Genomic DNA, 16,265 nt, shown 5'->3' on the forward strand with positions numbered 1-16,265 from the left:
GGCTCAGGCTTCACCCGCCTGCGTCGCGGCGCCGGACGGGCCCGTCCGGCGCCTCGTGAACCGTCGGACCCCGCACACCTTCGGGTGTACGGGGAACGGGTTCTGATCGGCCGGGGTGTCGGACGGACTCCCGGCCCGGGTCCCGGACGGGCTCTCAGCTGCCGAGGTAGAAGCGGACGGTCGTGCCCTCGTCGGAGGTGTGCACACGGACCAGGTCGGCCACGTAGTGGACCAGCATCAGCCCGCGGCCGCCGATCTGACCGCGCGCGGGCGGTCTGCGGCCGGCGAGCGGATCGGACAGCCGGCCCGCGTCCCGGACCTCGCACACGACCTGTCCCGCACGGGCCCAGACGGCGAGCGTTCCCCGTCCGGCGCCGTGCACCACGCTGTTGGTGGTCAGTTCCGCCACCGCCAACTCGGTGTCGTCCAGCCGCTGCCCGGTGAGTCCCAGCCGTTCGGCCTCCTCGACCGCGAAGGCGCGCGCCGCGTACAGCTCGTCGGCGCCGAACGAGAACACGGCGGCGTCCGGCGCGGGCACCAGCACCTCGTTGTAGCGGGCCACGACGGAACGCCAGTCGTAGGCGTCGCTGACGCCCTCCTGGTCGCGGGTCACGATCGTCGGGTGGGTGATCCTCGCGTCGGCCAGGACCTCCTCGTCCAGGCGTGCCTCGTCGTACGGGCAGAGGATGGTCACCGGACGGCCCTCGAAGGCCGCGTTGATCAGTGCCTCGTGCTGCGCGCAGGCCGGGTACTCGTCCGCGGTGCGGCCCGCCCAGATCGGCTCGCCGATGATCCGTACCCGCCCCCGCTGATGGGAGTCGGCGAACGCGCGTAGCACTCCGGGAATGATCCGGCCCGGGTTGCGGCCCGCCACCGTCATGTCCAGCAGACGAACGGCCCGGGCGTCCGCGCCCAGTCCGGCCCTGATCAGCTCCAGGTTGGGTCCCGGCACCGCCACCGCCACCGGTTCGCCGAGGTCCAGGCCCTCCTGCACGAAGGACACCGTCCGGTCCACGTACTCCTGTTCGGTGCGGTAGAACAGCGCGGGGTGCTCGAACGCCTCGTGGGTCGCCACCGTGTTCATCGCGGCGCCACCTCGATCCTGCCGAGGCCCGGCCAGAACAGGCTCAGTACGCGCGGCACCTGCGGTGGCGGATGCTCGACCACCACGCGGCCTCCGGACAGGCCCAGTGCCGTGACGGCGAGCGCCGCGACCCCCGCCACGTCGACGAACGCCACTTCGGACAGCTCCACGTAGGACACATCGGCGTGCTGCCGGGCCAGGCCCGCCAACGCCTCTTCCCAGGGCGAGCGAGTGATCTCGCTGATCTCGCCCCGGGCCCGGATACCGGGCCGACCGGACAACGGGCCCACCTCCAGCACGGCCGCGCCGTGCACCGGGCCGAGTCCGCCGTCTCCCTGCGAGACGTCCACCACCCGCGGCCTCCTTCGCTGTCTGCCGCTCACCGGCACCAGCGTAACGCGGCCCCTTGCACCGTCGGTGCGCTCCCCGAGCAGCGGCGTCGGCCCGGCGACCGGGGATCTTCCGGAGCGGGACGTAGCCTGGCCCGCACCGCACGAGGAGGCGGCTGCGGACGACGGTCGAACCCATGGTGACGTGATGTGTTGGAGTGCGACGGCCGATCTGGTGGCGGGCGCCGGTGTGGCGACCGTCGGGGTGGCCTGCGTGACGCGAGTGCGCGACCGCCGGGATCTTCCCCTTGCCGCGCTGCCGCTGCTGCTCGGGGCTCATCAGATCGTGGAGGCGGTGGTCTGGGACTCGGGCGGGGGCAGCGGGCCCGCCGCCGTCGTCTGGGCCGTGATCGCGCTGCCGCTGCTGGCGGTGTGGGTGCCGGCGGCCGTGCGGTGCGCCGCCCCGCCGGCCGCCCGGCGCCGGCTGACGTTCCTCCTGGCGCTCGGCGTCGCGACCACCGCGGGGCTCGCGGCCGCTGTCGCCACCGGGCCGGTGACGGCCGAGATCCGCGGCCACACGGTCGGGTACTCGGTCCACCTCTCGCACCCGGCCGTGCTCGTCGCGGGATATCTCCTGGCCACCGTCGGCTCTCTGCTGCTGTCCGGCGACCGGCGGCTGCTGGTCCTGGGAGCGCTGGCCGGCGTGGGCGCCGCGGCCTGCTTCGCGCTGTGGCGGCTGGAGTTCGTCTCGACCTGGTGCGCGTTCGCTGCGGTGTGGTCGGTACTGCTGTTCGACTGGGTGCGCCGCCGACCGGACTCCGCACAGCTGCCCCCGGACCGGACGCGGAGTTCCGGCGCCACCCGGTGAGCGGACGCACGGCCGCCGGACCTCATGCGTCGAGGTCTCCCCGCCGGGCGGGTCGACTCTCGACGACGTGTCGATCGTGGGAGCCGCCTACTGCGGGTCCTCGGCGGGGGCTTCGCAGGTGATCTCGTCCCGCGGGGTGTAGTGGGTGCGGAACGGCTCCCGCCGCACCTCCCGGCCGTCGTTGTAGAAGACCCGATCGACGGTGACGTCGAAGCCCTCGAGCGGGGTCTGCGGCACGCACTTCTCGTCCGTGCTCACCTTGCGCTCCGGCTGCTGCACGTGGGTGCGAGGGCCGGTGACCGACTTGATCTCGTCGTACTTCCTGGTGCCGAGGAAGGTGACGGTCACCGAGGTGTCGGTGGCCTCGGCCCGGACGTAGAGGGCGTGGCCGGAGTCGTTGGCGAACTTCAGATCGAGGCTGCCCCAGGCGACCGTCGCCTCGCGGCCCTCCGGATAGCGCTCGATGTAGAAGGAGTGGGCGCCGTACTCCACGGGCTTGACCCCGGCGAAGAACATCGCGTTGAACATGGTCGTGGCCATGGTCGAGACACCGCCGCCGGGCGCCTTGGTGAACCCGCCGTCGAGGATCATGATGCCCTCGCCGAAGCCGTTGGCCTCGGTGCGCTGCCCCACGGTCCGGTTGAAACTCCAGGTCTTGCCCGGCATGACGAGGGAACCGTTGATGCGCTGTGCGGCCCGCCCGATGTTCTTCGTGCGGTACGCGGCCGGTTCGAAGTGGACGGTGAAGGAGGAGATCTTCTCCGTCAGCCCCAGCCGTGCGGCGCTGTCCCGGGTCAGCTGCGGCTGCGTGCGTCGTGCGACCACTTCCCCGGTGCGGGCCGCTCCGCCGGACCGGGTGAGCAGCGGCAGCACGGCCTTGCCCAGCGCCTTGTCGGTGATCTGGACGCCGGTCCGGGCGTCGTCGGCCACCACGACCCGGTCGCCGTCCAGCCGCAGGGCGGCGTTCGCGGCGGTGGTGGTGATCCCGGCCAGCGGGCGGGCCACCGAAGGGGCCGCGCGCAGTCCCTCGTCGTCCAGCTTCGGTACCAGCCGTCCGGCGCCGTCGGGCCGCATCGTCAGATGCTCGCCCAGCACCTTCTGCCCGATGGTGAACCGCTTGCCGCCCGTGGTGAGGGTGACGGGCGCCGACATGGCCGGCCGCGCGAACTCGCGCACCGCGCGCCGCACCTCGTCCGCCGTGACCTTCGACTGTGTCTCGCGGGCGGGCAGCGCCGTGACCGCGCCCGCCTCGCCGCGCAGGAAGGAGGTCCGCAGGGTGCCGACGGCGGCGTCCACGTCCAGTGCGTAGCCGGGGTGCGGGGCGACCTGCTCGACCCGGCCGTCGGCGAAACCGACAGCGCCCTCGCGGACCTTCTGGTCGAGGGTCTTCGCCAGCTTCCCCAGAGCGGTGCGGGCCTTGTTCTCGTCGAGGCGTACGACCGGCTCCTCGTCGCCCCCCGAGCCGAAGAGCCCGCCGACGAGGCCGACCGGATCGGAGCCGACGCGGGCCACCCGGTCGACCGTGCGCTCGGCGTCGAAGGCGAGTCCGGCCTGCCGCGGGTCGACGGTCCCGCCGCGGTCCCCGACCCGTACGGCCAGCTCCCGCGAGCCGGCCGCCGTCAGGTGCTCGTCCAGTTTGCGGACGGCCTCCGCACGGCTGAGGCCGCCGATGTCCACGCCCCGCACCGTCGTGCCCGGCTCGATCTCACCGCCCGTGAGCAGCAGCCCGGTCAGGTACAGCGCGCCGACGCCGACGGTCAGCGCACCGCCCGCCAGGGCGAGGGGCGGCACGGAGGCTATTCGGGGGCGCATGGGTCTCCTGGACGGACGATCGGCGGGTGGTCCCGCCCCGCTGCGCGACACCGCACACGGGACAGCGGCGACCACGGGGGGAAGCAAGCACGGGCAAGCACCCCAAGCTACCCAGAATGCGCGATGAGATCATATGTCCCAGAACACGTATGTTCCGGATCACTTCGTCCGTTCCGGATCGCATCGCCCGTCCGGATCAGGCCGTCCGGTCGTCAGGCCGTCGGGTCGCCAGGCCTTTCGCCCCCGGCCCCCGGGACGGTCAGGCGCCGAGGGATCCGCCGTCCGGGTCGGTCGACGGGGTGGCCACCTCTGCCGCGATCCGGCGGTAGGCGGCTCGGGCCTGGATGATCCGGGCGAGCACGGTGCCGACGAGAGTCGCGGCGCACAGGCAGGTGAGCCAGAAGGTGTCACGGTGGCCGGCCCAGGTGAGCGTGCCTACGGGCGGGATGGCGAAACCGTTGAGGGTCAGCCAGCACAGGACGGCCGTACCCGGGGCCGCGGTGAAGCGGGCGCAGAGCCCCAGCAGGGCCGCCAGGAGGGACAGCGCGGCCAGGGCGAATCCGGGGCGGTCCGAGCCCACCAGCGTGTTGTGCACGGCCACCAGGACCAGCGCGCCACCGAAGGCCGTGGCCCACACCACCGGGGTGGCGACGGGCTGGGGCACGGGCCGGGCGCCGGCCCTGAGGGACACCCACTCGATCATGCTGCACGCTTCCTTCCGGCCCCCATGCCCCCGGAACGCCGGCCGCCACGGCAGCGTGGACCTCGACGCGCATTCTCCCACCCGGTCGCCGGGCACACTCCCGTCGCCCCGTTCCCTGTGCTGGCTAGGGTGGCATCGACAGGTGTTCGAAGGAACGCTCCGACCAGACAGGGGGCGGCCGTGGGGGCTCCACGCCTGAGCAGTACGCCGTTGCCGGGAATCGGCGTCCGCTACGACCTGACCACACGCGAGCGACGCCGTCTCTCGGTGGTCGCGCACCGCGACGGGGCTCGCACGTTGAGCGCGTACCACGAGGACGATCCGGACGCCTGCGCCCTGTCGGTGCGGCTGACCTCGGGCGAGGCGGCGGCCCTCGTCGACGCGATGCTGCCGGACCACCACAGCCCCAGCCTGCTGTCCACCACCGAGCTGGGGCTGGTGGCGGAGCGCGTCGAGCTGCCGGGGACGTCGCACTGGAACGGGCGGCTGCTCGGCGAGACCCGGATGCGCACCGGGACCGGGGTGTCGATCGTGGCGGTGCTGCGCCGCGCCGAGGCCATCCCCTCACCGAAGCCGGACTTCCGGCTGACCGGCGGGGACACGCTGATCCTCATCGGCACGAGGGAGGGCGTGGAGGCTGCCGCGGCGATCCTCGCCCGGGAGTGAGGCCGGGAGGGAGGCGCCGGCGCCGCTCCCCCGGTGAGTGCCGCATCTCTAGAAAGAGGCCTCGGAGGACGTCAGGGGCCTGGTCGGCCAGTCGAGCAGTCGAGCAGTCGGGCGCCGATGACCGCGGTCTGCAAGGTGTAGCGGTGGGCGGGGTCGGTCGGGTCGGTGCCGGTCAGGGTGTGGATGCGGGCCAGACGGTAGGTGAGGGCGCGCACGCTGAGCGAGAGCCGCCGGGCCGTGGCGGCGGCCACACAGCCGGTGTCGAAGTACGCGATCAGGGTGTCGAGCAGGGGCTGCGCCCCGCCGCGCGCTCGTTCCAGCGGCCCCAGAGCGCCCTGCACCAGGTCCACCAGTGCCTGCCGGTCCCGGGCCAGGACGGGGAAGACCAGCAGGTCGGAGGCGCGCAGCAACGGCTCGTCGAGGCCCATGCGCTGGGCCACGTCCAGGGCGTTGAGGGCCTCTTCGTAGCTGTGCCCGATGCCGACCGGGCCCGGCCTGGACCGTCCGATGGCCACCTGGGCCCGGCCCGTGGTGGCGCGGGCGTGCCGGGCGAAGTGGGTGAGGACCTCGTCCTGGTCGGCTGGGGCGATGCACACCATCCGGCCGTCCTTGGTGGTGAACAGGATGCGGCGGTTCTCGAAGCGGCCGAACAGCTCGTCCGCCACCTGCCGGGGAACGGGGTCGGTCTCGTCGTACTTCTCCGGGCCCTCGGCCACCGCGACCGCGTGGGCGCGGGACAGCCGTAGCCCGAACCGTTCGGAGCGCGCGGCGAGTTCGCCCGAGGGCCCACGCCCGTGGAGCAGGTCGTCGATGAACTCGCGGCGGGCCGCCTCCTCCTTGCGGACCACCAGCCGCTGCGCGCGCTCGTAGCCGTCGGCGAAGGCGTCCACGGCCTGTTCGACGACGGCGAGGACGCTGTCGGGATCGGCGCCTCTTGGACGGCCCTCCCGGCCGGCCGTGAGGTGCGCGCGGACGAGACCGCGCCAGCCGCGGCCGGCCTCGGCCGCCCGCGCGCCGAGCACCCGGCGGGACTCGATCTCGTCCCGGGTCAGCCGACGGCCCGTGAGCGCGGCGTCCGCCAGGATCCGGTCGAATCCGTCGAGGAACAGCTCGGACGAGTGCGGGCCGGTCATGGTCTCCCCGTTCGGATCAAGCGCTGTCGGACATCGGACACATGTTCCCACCGAGCGGTACGGCGGTGGGACGCTCCGGGGTGCGTCCGGCGTGGCGTCCGCCCACCGGACTCAGCGGCTCGCGTGGACGGCTTCGGCGGACTCCGTCGGCGTGACCGGGCCGGGCGGCGCGCTCCGGGGGCGCCCCGGGGCGAGGCGGCGGGCGAGGGGTTCGGTCCAGCGGGCGGCGAGCGGCCCGAGAACGACCAGGATCAGCACGTACGCGGTGGCCAGCGGGCCGATGCGCGGTTCGACACCGACGGCGAGTCCGGCGATGACGATGGAGAACTCGCCGCGCGCGACCAGGGTGCCGCCCGCCCGCCACCGTCCCTGGGCGGAGATCCCGGCCCGCCCGGCCGCCCAGTAGCCGGTGGCGATCTTCGTCAGGGCGGTGACGGCGGCCAGCGCCAGGGCGGGGAGGAGGACGGGCGGGATGTCCGCGGGGTCGGTGTGCAGGCCGAAGAAGACGAAGAACACCGCGGCGAACAGGTCCCGCAGCGGGGTGAGGAGACTGCTGGCGCCCTCGGCGACCTCGCCGGACAGCGCGATGCCTACGAGGAAGGCGCCCACGGCCGCGGAGACCTGGAGCTGCTGGGCGAGGCCCGCGACGAGAAGGGTGAGGCCGAGGACGACCAGCAGGAGCATCTCGGCGCTGTCGGAGGAGACCGCGCGGCTGATGAGACGGCCGTGGCGCAGCGCCACGTACAGGACGGCCCCGACGGCCCCCAGGGCGATCAGGAGGGTGACGGCTCCGCCCGCGAGGCTCACCCCGGCGAGCAGGGCGGTGAGGATGGGCAGGTAGAGCGCCATGGAGAGGTCTTCCAGGACCAGGATGCCGAGGACGACCGGGGTCTCGCGGTTGCCGAGCCGACGCAGGTCGCCGAGGACCTTGGCGATGACGCCGGAGGAGGAGATCCAGGTGACTCCGGCGAGGGCGACGGCGGCGACCGGGCCCCAGCCGAGCAGCAGGGCCGTCGCGGCGCCGGGGGCGGCGTTGAGCGCGAAGTCGAGCGCGCCTGAGGGGTATTGGGTCTTCAGGCTGGTGACGAGTTCGGAGGCGCTGTACTCCAGACCGAGCAGGAGAAGCAGGAGGATGACGCCGATCTCGGCGCCGGTGGCGACGAACTCCTCGCTGGCCTCCAGGGGCAGGACGCCGCCGTGGCCGAAGGCGAGCCCGGCCAGCAGGTAGAGGGGTATGGGTGAGAAGCCCACGCGTCCGGCGAGGCGTCCCAGCAGGCCCAGGACGAGGATGATCGCCCCGAGTTCGATGAGCAGGGCGGTGGTGTCGTGCACGGGCGTCTGACCTCCGTCGGTCGAAGTCGGTGGTGGCGTCTGTGCCGTACGGGCGTGCGGGTGTCCCGAAGTGGCTCGTCGCTTCGTCAGGGAGCCGGAGAAGGGCGTGGGTTGCCGCCGTGAGCGGCGGGCCGCGTCGCGGGTGAGGCGGTACCGACCGTGGGTCCGCCTGTCTCCACCGCGCGGGGCGAAGAAGGCGTCAGCGCACGGGGTGGTGGCTCAGGGCGGCAGCGCCGGTATCGGGAACGCCGTCGCGAGCGGCGTTGTCGACGCGCACGTGGACGACTCGACCCATGTCACGCCCCCCATCACGTCGGCGGCGACCGCCGGCCCGTTGCTCCACGGCCGGGCGGACCGGCGCTCAGCGGAGTGTAAGCACTTGGTAAAGGATCCTAGCGCACACCAAAAGGTGAAAATCATAGAAATACAGGTCAGATGGGGTTAATGAGGAGGAGAGCAATGTCGTCGCTGCGCGGGGTCGAGCGGCGGGCGTGCCGGACGAGGGCGTCGGCGAGGACGTTCATGGTGCCGGGCCCGGTGCGGCCGAGTTCGCGGGCGAGGGCGTTCACGGCGTCGTCGATGTCGATGCCCGGGGCTTCGACCATGCCGTCGGTGTAGAGGGCCAGCACCGAACCGGGAGGCAGCGGGATCTCGACGGACTCGTACGGGGCGTCCGGCTCGATGCCCAGCAGGAGCCCGGGCGGCACCTGGAGGACCTCGATGCGGCCGTCGGGGTGGCGCAGCAGCGGGGGCGGGTGGCCGGCGCTGGCCAGGCACGCGCGGTGCGCGGTCAGGTCGAGGTGGACGTAGAGGCAGCTGGTGAACAGGCCGGGGTCGAGGTCGGTGAGCAGACGGTTGGTGCGGGCGAGGACCTCGTCGGGGGGCGCGCCGGCGTTGGCGTGGACGGCGGTGCGGACCTGTCCCATGAGCGCCGCCGCGTTGACGTTGTGCCCCTGGACGTCGCCGATGGTGGCGGCGGCCGTGGTGGTGTCGAGGCGGATGAGGTCGTAGAAGTCGCCGCCGATGTCCATGCCGCGGGTGGCGGGGAGGTAGCGGGCCGCCACGTCCAGGCCGGGGACCCGGGGCAGGGTGTGGGGCAGCAGAACGGCCTGGAGGTTGTGGACGAGCTGGTGCTGGGTGTCGTAGAGACGAGCCCGGTCCAGCGCCTGCGCGATCAGCCCGGCGGTGGAGGTGAGGACGGCCCGCTCCTCCGGAAGGAAGGGGTGGGGCCGGTCGTAGGCGAGCACCAGGGAGCCGACGGGACGTCCGGAGGTGATCAGCGGCAGGAAGGCCCAGGCGGCCATGCCGTCCTGGACGACCGCGGGGGGATACGCGCGCCTGAGGTCGGCGAAGGTGGCGAAGAAGCCGGGGACGCCCGTGGTCAGGGTGTGCACGGCGGGGGTGTCGGAGGTGAGCGGAACGGCGTCGAAACGCTGCATGAGGTCGGCGGAGTAGCCGCGGTAGCCGATGATCCGCAGCCGGCCGTCCTCCGCCGTCATCAGGGCGAGGGCCCCGGCGCCGAAGGCGGACGGAAGCTGTTCGGCGACCTGGTCGACCACGTCCCGGACCCCGACGGCCTCGGTGAGCGTGGCGGCCAGGTGCATCAGGTGGTAGAGGGTGGCGGCCCGGCCGGGCGCGGTGGCGGCCGCCGGATGCGGCCGCGGCGGGTCGGTGAGCGGGGCGTGGGCGTGCGCCGAGTGGGTGGGGGCGATGTACACGCTGATGCCGGAGGCGTCCGGGTGCAGCCGGAAGGACAGCCACCGGTCCGGCGGCCGCATGGCGGTGAAGGAGGTCGGTTCGCGGCTGATCAGGGCCGCCCGGTAGCTGTCCTCGGCGATCGGGTCGTCGAGCCAGGGCAGCGCCTCCCAGGGCTTGGTGCCGAGCAGGTCGGGGACGGCGGAGCCGAGCAGCCGGGCGGCCGTGGTGGTGGCGAAGGTGATGCGGCCGTCCACGTCCAGCGAGCAGCAGCCGCCGGGGAAACGCTCGGCGAAGTCGACGGCGGACCGCGCCTGGGCCGTTGCGACCGGCCGGGCCCGGAGCGGCGGCAGCACCCGTGGCACCCCGCCGACCCGCACGGGGTGTCCGTCGGCGGCGGCCCGTCGCAGGAACCGGCCCAGCCGGAGGCAGAGGCCGGTCATGGCCTCCCGTTCGCGCACGCTCAGCTGGGCCGGGTGCGAGGCGGGCCACTGGAGCACCAACCCGCCCCAGACCTCGTCGCCGGTGGTGATCGGGGCGGCGGCCAGCGAGAAGCGGTACGGCACGACGAGCGACAGACGCGGATAGCGGCGCGCCATCTCCTCCGCGCCGCCGATCCACACCAGGCGTCGTTCCCGCACGGCGTCGGACACCGGGGACGCGGCCGTCAGCGCCACTCGCGCCCAGGGCATGGAGATCTCCCAGGGGAGCCCGCCCAGCACGGCGAGCCGCAGCACCGGTTCGCCGGCCGCCGGCAGGTACACGGCGGTCACGGAGGCGCCGGTCTCCCGCGCGGCCTCGGCCAGGACCTTGTCCAGCGACTCCGGACCGCGGCCCCCACCCGACCCGGCAGCGGCAGCATCCGGCACACTCTCACCTTCCCCGCAGCGCAGGGGGCGCTCGCTGAACGACGCGCAGGCCTCGGGGCGCCGAGGGCCGACACCCCTAGGGCGGACCCTACGCCGACCGTGCGGACCCGGCATTTCGTCGGGTCCGCGGACGGCGGCCGTGCGCCGGGGTGAGCCGTCGTCCGCCGTCTTCGCGCCCCGCATCGCCGCTTGTCAGCGCCTCTGTGTGGGCACTACTGTCACCACGCCTTGGTGAACGGGAAATCCGGTGTGATGCCGGTGCGGCCCTCGCCACTGTGATCGGGAAGTCCGGCTCCGGCCCTTGCGGGCAGCCACTGGGTCCTCGGGACCCGGGAAGGCGGAGCACGGGCGGTGGTACCCGTGAGCCAGGAGACCGGCCAAGGCACGTCAACCATCCACGAGGTGCTGGAGAGGGTCTGCTCAGCCATGCACATAGCCGAGGGTTTTCTGCCTCCGGCGCACGCGATCGCCTGGGGCGTCGCATCCGCGCCATTCGTCGTCCACGGAGTACGGTCACTCACCCGTGAGGTCAAGGAGCACCCCGAGAGCACCCTGCTCCTCGGCGCCTCCGGAGCCTTCACCTTCGTCCTGTCCGCGCTGAAACTGCCTTCGGTGACCGGGAGTTGCTCACACCCCACCGGCACGGGGCTCGGCGCCATCCTGTTCCGACCGCCGATCATGGCGGTGCTGGGCACCATCACCCTGCTCTTCCAGGCCCTGTTGCTCGCCCACGGCGGCCTGACGACGCTCGGCGCCAACGTCTTCTCGATGGCCGTCGTCGGGCCCTGGGCCGGTTACGCGGTCTACCGGCTGCTGCGGCGGTTCGACGTGCCGCTGATGGTCACGGTGTTCTTCGGCGCGTTCGTGGCCGACCTGTCCACCTACTGCGTCACCAGCGTGCAGCTGGCGCTCGCCTTCCCGGACCCGAGCAGCGGATTCCCGGGCGCGCTCGGCAAGTTCGGCTCCATCTTCGCCGTCACCCAGATCCCGCTCGCGGTCAGCGAGGGGCTCCTCACGGTGTTCGTGATGCGGCTGCTGACCCAGTCCAGCAAGGGTGAACTGACAAGGCTGGGCGTGCTCGTGACCGGCGGCCGGACCAAGGCGGGCGCCGAGGCCGGGACCGAGGCGGTGGCCCGGTGAGCCGTAACGCGAAGATCAACGCCCTGCTGCTGTTCGTGGTGGCCGCGCTGGCCGTCCTGCCGCTGGCCCTCGGGCTCGGCGACCACAAGGAGGAGCCGTTCACGGGCGCCGACGCGGAGGCGGAGACGGCGATCACCGAGATCCAGCCGGACTACGAACCCTGGTTCTCGCCCCTGTACGAGCCGCCGTCCGGCGAGATCGAGTCGGCGCTGTTCGCCCTCCAGGCGGCCCTCGGCGCGGGGGTCCTCGCCTACTACTTCGGCCTGCACCGGGGACGGCGGCAGGGCGAACTCCGGGCCCTGGCAGACCGGGACACCACGACCTCGACGACCTCGACGACGGCGCAGGCCTCGACGACAGCGACGACCTCGCAGAGCGCCGAGAACACCAGGAAGACCGAGAACACCGAGGCCACGGAGGTCGCCGAGACCACCGCGAGATCCCACCCCTCCGGGAGCGTCTCCGAAGCGTCCGCCCCCGATCGGACCTGAGCCCGCGTGCTGCCGATCGACGCGGCGGCGCACAGCAGTCGCTGGCGCCACCGCCATCCCGTGGACAAGGCCGTGCTGGGACTGGGTCTCACCGTGCTCGCCATCTCCCTGCCGCCCTGGCCCGGCGCGGCCCTGGTCCTGGTGACGGCGCTCGTCATCCTGCTGGGGCCCGCGGGGGTGCCGGGCCGGAGGCTGTGGCGCGCCTACCGGGTACCGCTGGGCTTCTGCGTGACCGGGGCGCTCACCCTGCTCGTGCAGGTCGGCGGCCCGGACCGGTTCGTGGACCTGGCCGACGGCGGTCCGGTGCGCGCCGGGGAGCTGCTGCTGCGTACCTCGGCGGCCTCCCTCGGTGTCCTCCTCCTCGCGTTCACCACCCCGATGTCCGACCTGCTGCCCCGCCTGGTCAGGGCCGGGGTGCCCGCGCCCGTCGTGGATGTCGCCCTGGTGACCTACCGCATGAGCTTCCTGCTGCTCGACTCCCTGCGCCGGATCCGGGAAGCGCAGGCGGCCCGGCTCGGGCACACCACCCGGGCCGCGGAGTGGCGTTCGCTGGCCGGGCTCGGCGCCACCGCGTTCGTCCGTGCCTTCGACCGGGCTGCGCGCCTCCAGGACGGGCTGGCCGGGCGCGGCTACGACGGCACCCTGCGCGTCCTGGTGCCCGAGGCCCGGGTCTCCGTCCGCTTCACGGCCGCCGGCGTCGCGCTCCTCGCGGCCCTGGTCGCCCTCACCTTCGTCCTGCAATCCGTACTGGAAAGGCCGCTGTCATGAGCGAGCCCGCACTGGTCGCCCTGCGGGGTGCCTCCTTCGCCTACGAGGACGGCCCGGCCGTGCTCAGCGGCCTGGACTTCGAGGTCCACGCGGGGCGCGCGCTCGCCCTGCTGGGCCGCAACGGCAGCGGCAAGACCACGCTGATGCGACTGCTGAGCGGTGGACTGCGGCCGGGCGAGGGCGAGTTGTGGGTCGAGGGGCGCCCGGTGACGTACGACCGCAAGGGCCTGACCCGGCTGCGTACGACCGTGCAGCTGGTGGTCCAGGACCCGGACGACCAGCTGTTCGCCGCGTCCGTCGCCCAGGACGTGTCGTTCGGACCGCTGAACCTCGGCCTGCCCGACACCGAGGTGAGGGCCCGGATCGAGGAGGCGCTCGCGGCCCTGGACATCACCGCCCTGGCCGACCGGCCCACCCATCTGCTCTCCTACGGCCAGCGCAAGCGCACCGCGATCGCCGGCGCCGTCGCGATGCGGCCCCGGGTGCTGATCCTCGACGAACCGACCGCCGGGCTCGACCCCGACGGCCAGGAACGGCTGCTCGCGATCCTCGGCCGACTGCGCGAGTCCGGCACGACCGTGGTCATGGCCACCCACGACGTCGACCTGGCCCTGCGCTGGGCCGACGACGCGACCCTGCTCACCCCGTCCGGCGCGCGCACCGGACCCGCCGCCACGACGCTCGCCCGCACGGACCTCCTCCAACAGGCGGGCCTACGGCTGCCCTGGGGCGTCGCCGCCGCCCGGCTCCTGCGCGTCCAGGGCCTGTTGACCGACTCCTCGACCGGCCCGCGCACCGCGGAGGAGCTGGCCGCGCTGGCCGCGACGCCCGCTCCCACTATCCCCGCCGAAGGCTGACACCCCGCGACGGTGTCCGCCTGCCGCCGACAGCCGACGCACGGGAACCGGATGGACGATGATCGCCGGCATGGAGCGGATCATGGATCTCGACGAAGCCGTTGCCGCAGTCACGGACCGCCGGACCGCATGGCGGGCCCATGGTCTGACGGTCGGTCCTGTGACCTGGCGCGACGCGGCAGCCCCCTGGCCACAGCGGCTCGAGACCGACAGGGCCGAGGTGACGGATCCCGACTCGATCGGCATCCATGTCCGCGGCCCGCACGAGGCCGAACTGCTCGTCGTCCTCCACCGCGGCGGGTGGGCCGACATCGACTACGTCGCGAGCATCGACGACGCGGGCGTGTTCCCCACCCCGGCCCTGACCTCCACCCGGCAGTTCGGAGCCCTCCTCGACACCTGCGTGACCCGCGTCTTCGGCCTCGCCCCTGCCGATGGGTAGGACCCGGGCGGGAAACGGCCTTCGACCGCGTTCACCCGCTCCGCGCGACGGCGCTTCGGTCGTGCAGGGGACACGGGCAGTGATCGAGCCGCGGCCGCGGATCCCGTGACCGACGCAGGCGGCGCAGCCGCACCCGGGGACGGGACATACGACGCACGGCGACCGGCAGCAGCAGCGGAATGCGGGTGAGCACGAGAATGGTGCCGTTGCGCGCGAGTTCACCTCGTCGGAGGGTGCGCAGAATCTGCCAGGAATGCTGAAGAACCCGGCCGACCCGCAGGGCCCGCGACTCGAGCGCGAGCAGGAATCCGAGAGCGAGCAGTTCGCCGCGCCAGCAGTTCTTCGCCCGGGCTTCCTCGAGCACCGTCTCGATCAGCCCGCGCGCCTTGGCGATGTCCCCGCGCGCGGCCGCGAGGGTCGCGCTGCCCAACTGTGCCTGCTGGTCCCCGCTGGCCCTGTTCCTACAGTTGTCGAATCCGCGTCGAGCCTCGTTGAGGTGTTCCTGGGCATCGTCGAACAAGGCCATGGAAACGAGTGGTTCCGAGATACGCAGATGCACGAAAGCGGTGGAGTAGGTCCGTCCCGTCGGAGATGTGCCGTCGGATATCCCGGCACAGCTTGAGGGCGTCGCCGTACCGGCTGGTGTCCGTCCGATAGCGCGCGAGGGCCGGCACGGCCCGCATCCAGTCCGCCGTGCCGGGGGACGCTGCGGCCACCGCTTCGACGAGGCCGCGCGCATGCCGCCGCGGAGTCCGTCGTACGGTCGTCGCCGGGGGCCGCCCGGCGGGACGTCTCGCGGGGTGGGCGCCTCGGCCCTGCTCACCGTGGGCACCCCTCGGTCCTGCGGTTCCCACGCCTGAATGGTTTGATATTCAACTATGACTCGACGGATCTTCATAGACAAGCAGAGCCCCAAGGCCTACCACGCGCTGGTCCAGACGTCCGAGGCCGTGCGGGCGACCGCCTCCGACGCCGGCCTGGAGCGCACCGTCGTGGAACTGATCAATCTGCGCGTCTCGCAGCTCAACGGCTGCGCGTTCTGCCTCGACGTGCACACCAGGGCCGCTCTGCGCGCGGGCGAGGACACCAGGCGGCTGGGTGTCCTCGCGGCCTGGCGGGACACCGACCTCTTCAGCCCCCCGGAGCGCGCCGCCCTGGCGCTGGCCGAGGCGACCACCGTGCCGTCCGACGCCGCCGCGCAGGAGGCCGCGTACGCCGACGCCCTGGAGGTTCTCACCGAGGACCAGATCTCGGCGGTGATCTGGGTGGCGGTCACCATGAACGCCTTCAACCGGGTGTCCATCCTGAGCAAGCACCCGGTCCACTAGCGACCCGCCGCCCCCGTCGGCACCGGAGGGCCCACGCCTCGGTGCGGGGCCGCGCGCCCCGACACCGGTCAGCACCGTCACCCCGTCCGCCCGCGGCGTGTCCGCCGACAGCTCCCAGCCTCCGGCTCCTCCCAGGCCGGAAGCCGGCACCCCCCTCGTGGGGAGGTACCGGCTTCCGGCCGTGCTTCGGCGAGTGCCCTTCGTCAGGCCGTCACCCACCCGGCCGGGGGTGGGCGCCGGTGACGCGACAGGCTTCCGACGGGCTCAAGCACCGAGGAACATCCTGCACGTCCCCGACCGTTCGAAGACTGCCCCAACGACCTTGGGCAGCTTCGTTCCCTTCGCCCGGAGGTAGGCGGGGCCGGCATCCGGCGTGAACCCCGCGTCCATGACGTCCGTCAGCACTTCGTCGGGGGTCTTCTTCCCGGCGGAGGTGAGCCGGTTGTCCTGGACGAACGCCGGAACACCGTCGCACGGCATGGAGAACTGGACATTGAACGGGTATCCGTCCAACGCCTTGAGGGCACCGTAAGTGATGTCCTCGGCCCCCTTGGGCAGGCGGACACCGTAGTCGGACAGGGCCTGGTCGAGACTGACGTCGGCGGCGTCCGACGGAGACTCGTACGGGAACGGCCCGGCGTGCTCGGCGGAGTTCAGGCCGTCCGGATCACAGGCGGCAAGACCCCCGACCAGCAGCACACCCACGAACAACGCCGGCATCCGGGTCAGGCGGTGGAACACGATTTCT

17 protein-coding genes and 1 riboswitch are annotated in these 16,265 nt (G+C 73.0%); of the genes, 8 read left to right on the top strand and 9 right to left on the bottom strand.

Annotated features, from left to right (window positions below):
- Positions 1-154: 154 nt before the first annotated feature.
- Together OG736_RS07640 and OG736_RS07645 are read right to left on the bottom strand one after the other, a co-directional pair.
- Positions 155-1,084 carry an anti-sigma factor RsbA family regulatory protein gene (locus tag OG736_RS07640; protein WP_327181771.1) on the bottom strand — a complete coding sequence of 310 codons (930 nt, stop codon included), beginning with the start codon at positions 1,082-1,084 and terminating at the stop codon, positions 155-157.
- Positions 1,081-1,437, bottom strand: coding sequence for an STAS domain-containing protein (locus tag OG736_RS07645; protein WP_327181772.1), 357 nt, complete (start codon positions 1,435-1,437; stop codon positions 1,081-1,083). The genes OG736_RS07640 and OG736_RS07645 overlap by 4 nt, the downstream gene beginning before the upstream one ends.
- A 184-nt stretch (positions 1,438-1,621) precedes the next feature.
- On the opposite strand from OG736_RS07645, the gene OG736_RS07650 reads away from it, so the two are divergent.
- Complete coding sequence (locus OG736_RS07650; RefSeq protein WP_327181773.1) at positions 1,622-2,281, top strand: DUF6629 family protein; 660 nt, start codon at positions 1,622-1,624, stop codon at positions 2,279-2,281.
- An 87-nt stretch (positions 2,282-2,368) separates the two neighbouring features.
- On the opposite strand, the gene OG736_RS07655 is transcribed toward OG736_RS07650, so the two are convergent.
- Positions 2,369-4,093 carry a VanW family protein gene (locus OG736_RS07655; protein ID WP_327181774.1) on the bottom strand — a complete coding sequence of 575 codons (1,725 nt, stop codon included), beginning with the start codon at positions 4,091-4,093 and terminating at the stop codon, positions 2,369-2,371.
- A 259-nt stretch (positions 4,094-4,352) separates the two neighbouring features.
- The gene (locus tag OG736_RS07660) at positions 4,353-4,796 is read right to left on the bottom strand and encodes a hypothetical protein (protein ID WP_327181775.1); all 444 of its coding nucleotides are present in this window, start codon (positions 4,794-4,796) and stop codon (positions 4,353-4,355) included.
- 180 nt (positions 4,797-4,976) lie between these two features.
- Between OG736_RS07660 and OG736_RS07665 the strand changes: the two genes are divergently transcribed.
- Positions 4,977-5,462, top strand: a complete 486-nt coding sequence (locus OG736_RS07665; protein WP_327181776.1) for a cation:proton antiporter regulatory subunit — start codon at positions 4,977-4,979, stop codon at positions 5,460-5,462.
- A 71-nt stretch (positions 5,463-5,533) separates the two neighbouring features.
- On the opposite strand, the gene OG736_RS07670 is transcribed toward OG736_RS07665, so the two are convergent.
- The 3 genes from OG736_RS07670 to OG736_RS07680 all read right to left on the bottom strand — a co-directional run bounded on the left by OG736_RS07670 (position 5,534) and on the right by OG736_RS07680 (position 10,491).
- Positions 5,534-6,595, bottom strand: a complete 1,062-nt coding sequence (locus OG736_RS07670) for a PucR family transcriptional regulator (protein WP_327181777.1) — start codon at positions 6,593-6,595, stop codon at positions 5,534-5,536.
- 111 nt (positions 6,596-6,706) lie between these two features.
- Positions 6,707-7,927: a cation:proton antiporter gene (locus tag OG736_RS07675; protein ID WP_327181778.1), complete on the bottom strand. Its 1,221-nt coding sequence runs from the start codon at positions 7,925-7,927 to the stop codon at positions 6,707-6,709.
- Between the two features lie 431 nt (positions 7,928-8,358).
- The gene (locus OG736_RS07680) at positions 8,359-10,491 is read right to left on the bottom strand and encodes a SpoIIE family protein phosphatase (RefSeq protein WP_327181779.1); all 2,133 of its coding nucleotides are present in this window, start codon (positions 10,489-10,491) and stop codon (positions 8,359-8,361) included.
- 212 nt (positions 10,492-10,703) lie between these two features.
- Positions 10,704-10,887, top strand: a riboswitch (cobalamin riboswitch).
- A 30-nt stretch (positions 10,888-10,917) separates the two neighbouring features.
- Here OG736_RS07680 and OG736_RS07685 point away from each other — a divergent pair.
- The 5 genes from OG736_RS07685 to OG736_RS07705 all read left to right on the top strand — a co-directional run bounded on the left by OG736_RS07685 (position 10,918) and on the right by OG736_RS07705 (position 14,189).
- A complete protein-coding gene (locus OG736_RS07685; RefSeq protein WP_327187546.1) occupies positions 10,918-11,631 on the top strand; it encodes an energy-coupling factor ABC transporter permease in 714 nt (237 codons plus the stop codon).
- Positions 11,628-12,122 carry an energy-coupling factor ABC transporter substrate-binding protein gene (locus OG736_RS47250; RefSeq protein ID WP_442817010.1) on the top strand — a complete coding sequence of 165 codons (495 nt, stop codon included), beginning with the start codon at positions 11,628-11,630 and terminating at the stop codon, positions 12,120-12,122. Before OG736_RS07685 ends, OG736_RS47250 begins: the two co-directional genes overlap by 4 nt.
- Before the next feature lie 6 nt (positions 12,123-12,128).
- Positions 12,129-12,890 (top strand): cobalt ECF transporter T component CbiQ, encoded by a 762-nt coding sequence (gene cbiQ / locus OG736_RS07695; protein WP_327181780.1) that lies wholly within the window; start codon positions 12,129-12,131, stop codon positions 12,888-12,890.
- The gene (locus OG736_RS07700; RefSeq protein ID WP_327181781.1) at positions 12,887-13,747 is read left to right on the top strand and encodes an energy-coupling factor ABC transporter ATP-binding protein; all 861 of its coding nucleotides are present in this window, start codon (positions 12,887-12,889) and stop codon (positions 13,745-13,747) included. The genes cbiQ and OG736_RS07700 overlap by 4 nt, the downstream gene beginning before the upstream one ends.
- Positions 13,748-13,829: 82 nt before the next feature.
- Entirely contained in the window at positions 13,830-14,189 is a 360-nt protein-coding gene (locus OG736_RS07705) for a hypothetical protein (RefSeq protein ID WP_327181782.1), read from the top strand.
- Positions 14,190-14,220: 31 nt separating this feature from the next.
- On the opposite strand, the gene OG736_RS07710 is transcribed toward OG736_RS07705, so the two are convergent.
- Positions 14,221-14,715 carry a hypothetical protein gene (locus tag OG736_RS07710; RefSeq protein WP_327181783.1) on the bottom strand — a complete coding sequence of 165 codons (495 nt, stop codon included), beginning with the start codon at positions 14,713-14,715 and terminating at the stop codon, positions 14,221-14,223.
- 352 nt (positions 14,716-15,067) lie between these two features.
- Here OG736_RS07710 and OG736_RS07715 point away from each other — a divergent pair, with 352 nt between their 5' ends.
- The gene (locus tag OG736_RS07715; protein WP_327181784.1) at positions 15,068-15,517 is read left to right on the top strand and encodes a carboxymuconolactone decarboxylase family protein; all 450 of its coding nucleotides are present in this window, start codon (positions 15,068-15,070) and stop codon (positions 15,515-15,517) included.
- A 264-nt stretch (positions 15,518-15,781) separates the two neighbouring features.
- Here the strand turns inward: OG736_RS07715 and OG736_RS07720 are convergent, their stop codons facing one another.
- Positions 15,782-16,258, bottom strand: a complete 477-nt coding sequence (locus OG736_RS07720; protein ID WP_327181785.1) for a hypothetical protein — start codon at positions 16,256-16,258, stop codon at positions 15,782-15,784.
- Positions 16,259-16,265: the final 7 nt, after the last annotated feature.

Source organism: Streptomyces sp. NBC_01334 (assembly GCF_035983595.1).
GTDB classification, from domain to species: Bacteria; Actinomycetota; Actinomycetes; order Streptomycetales; family Streptomycetaceae; genus Streptomyces; species Streptomyces coriariae.

Bases quoted from the DNA above. Each gene is read 5' to 3' on its own strand.
- OG736_RS07640 (WP_327181771.1), bottom strand. From the start codon at position 1,084: ATGAACACGGTGGCGACCCACGAGGCGTTCGAGCACCCCGCGCTGTTC.
- OG736_RS07685 (WP_327187546.1), top strand. From the start codon at position 10,918: ATGCACATAGCCGAGGGTTTTCTGCCTCCGGCGCACGCGATCGCCTGG.
- OG736_RS07655 (WP_327181774.1), bottom strand. From the start codon at position 4,093: ATGCGCCCCCGAATAGCCTCCGTGCCGCCCCTCGCCCTGGCGGGCGGT.
- OG736_RS07710 (WP_327181783.1), bottom strand. From the start codon at position 14,715: ATGGCCTTGTTCGACGATGCCCAGGAACACCTCAACGAGGCTCGACGC.
- OG736_RS07715 (WP_327181784.1), top strand. From the start codon at position 15,068: ATGACTCGACGGATCTTCATAGACAAGCAGAGCCCCAAGGCCTACCAC.
- OG736_RS07650 (WP_327181773.1), top strand. From the start codon at position 1,622: ATGTGTTGGAGTGCGACGGCCGATCTGGTGGCGGGCGCCGGTGTGGCG.
- OG736_RS07705 (WP_327181782.1), top strand. From the start codon at position 13,830: ATGGATCTCGACGAAGCCGTTGCCGCAGTCACGGACCGCCGGACCGCA.
- OG736_RS07660 (WP_327181775.1), bottom strand. From the start codon at position 4,796: ATGATCGAGTGGGTGTCCCTCAGGGCCGGCGCCCGGCCCGTGCCCCAG.
- OG736_RS07670 (WP_327181777.1), bottom strand. From the start codon at position 6,595: ATGACCGGCCCGCACTCGTCCGAGCTGTTCCTCGACGGATTCGACCGG.
- OG736_RS07700 (WP_327181781.1), top strand. From the start codon at position 12,887: ATGAGCGAGCCCGCACTGGTCGCCCTGCGGGGTGCCTCCTTCGCCTAC.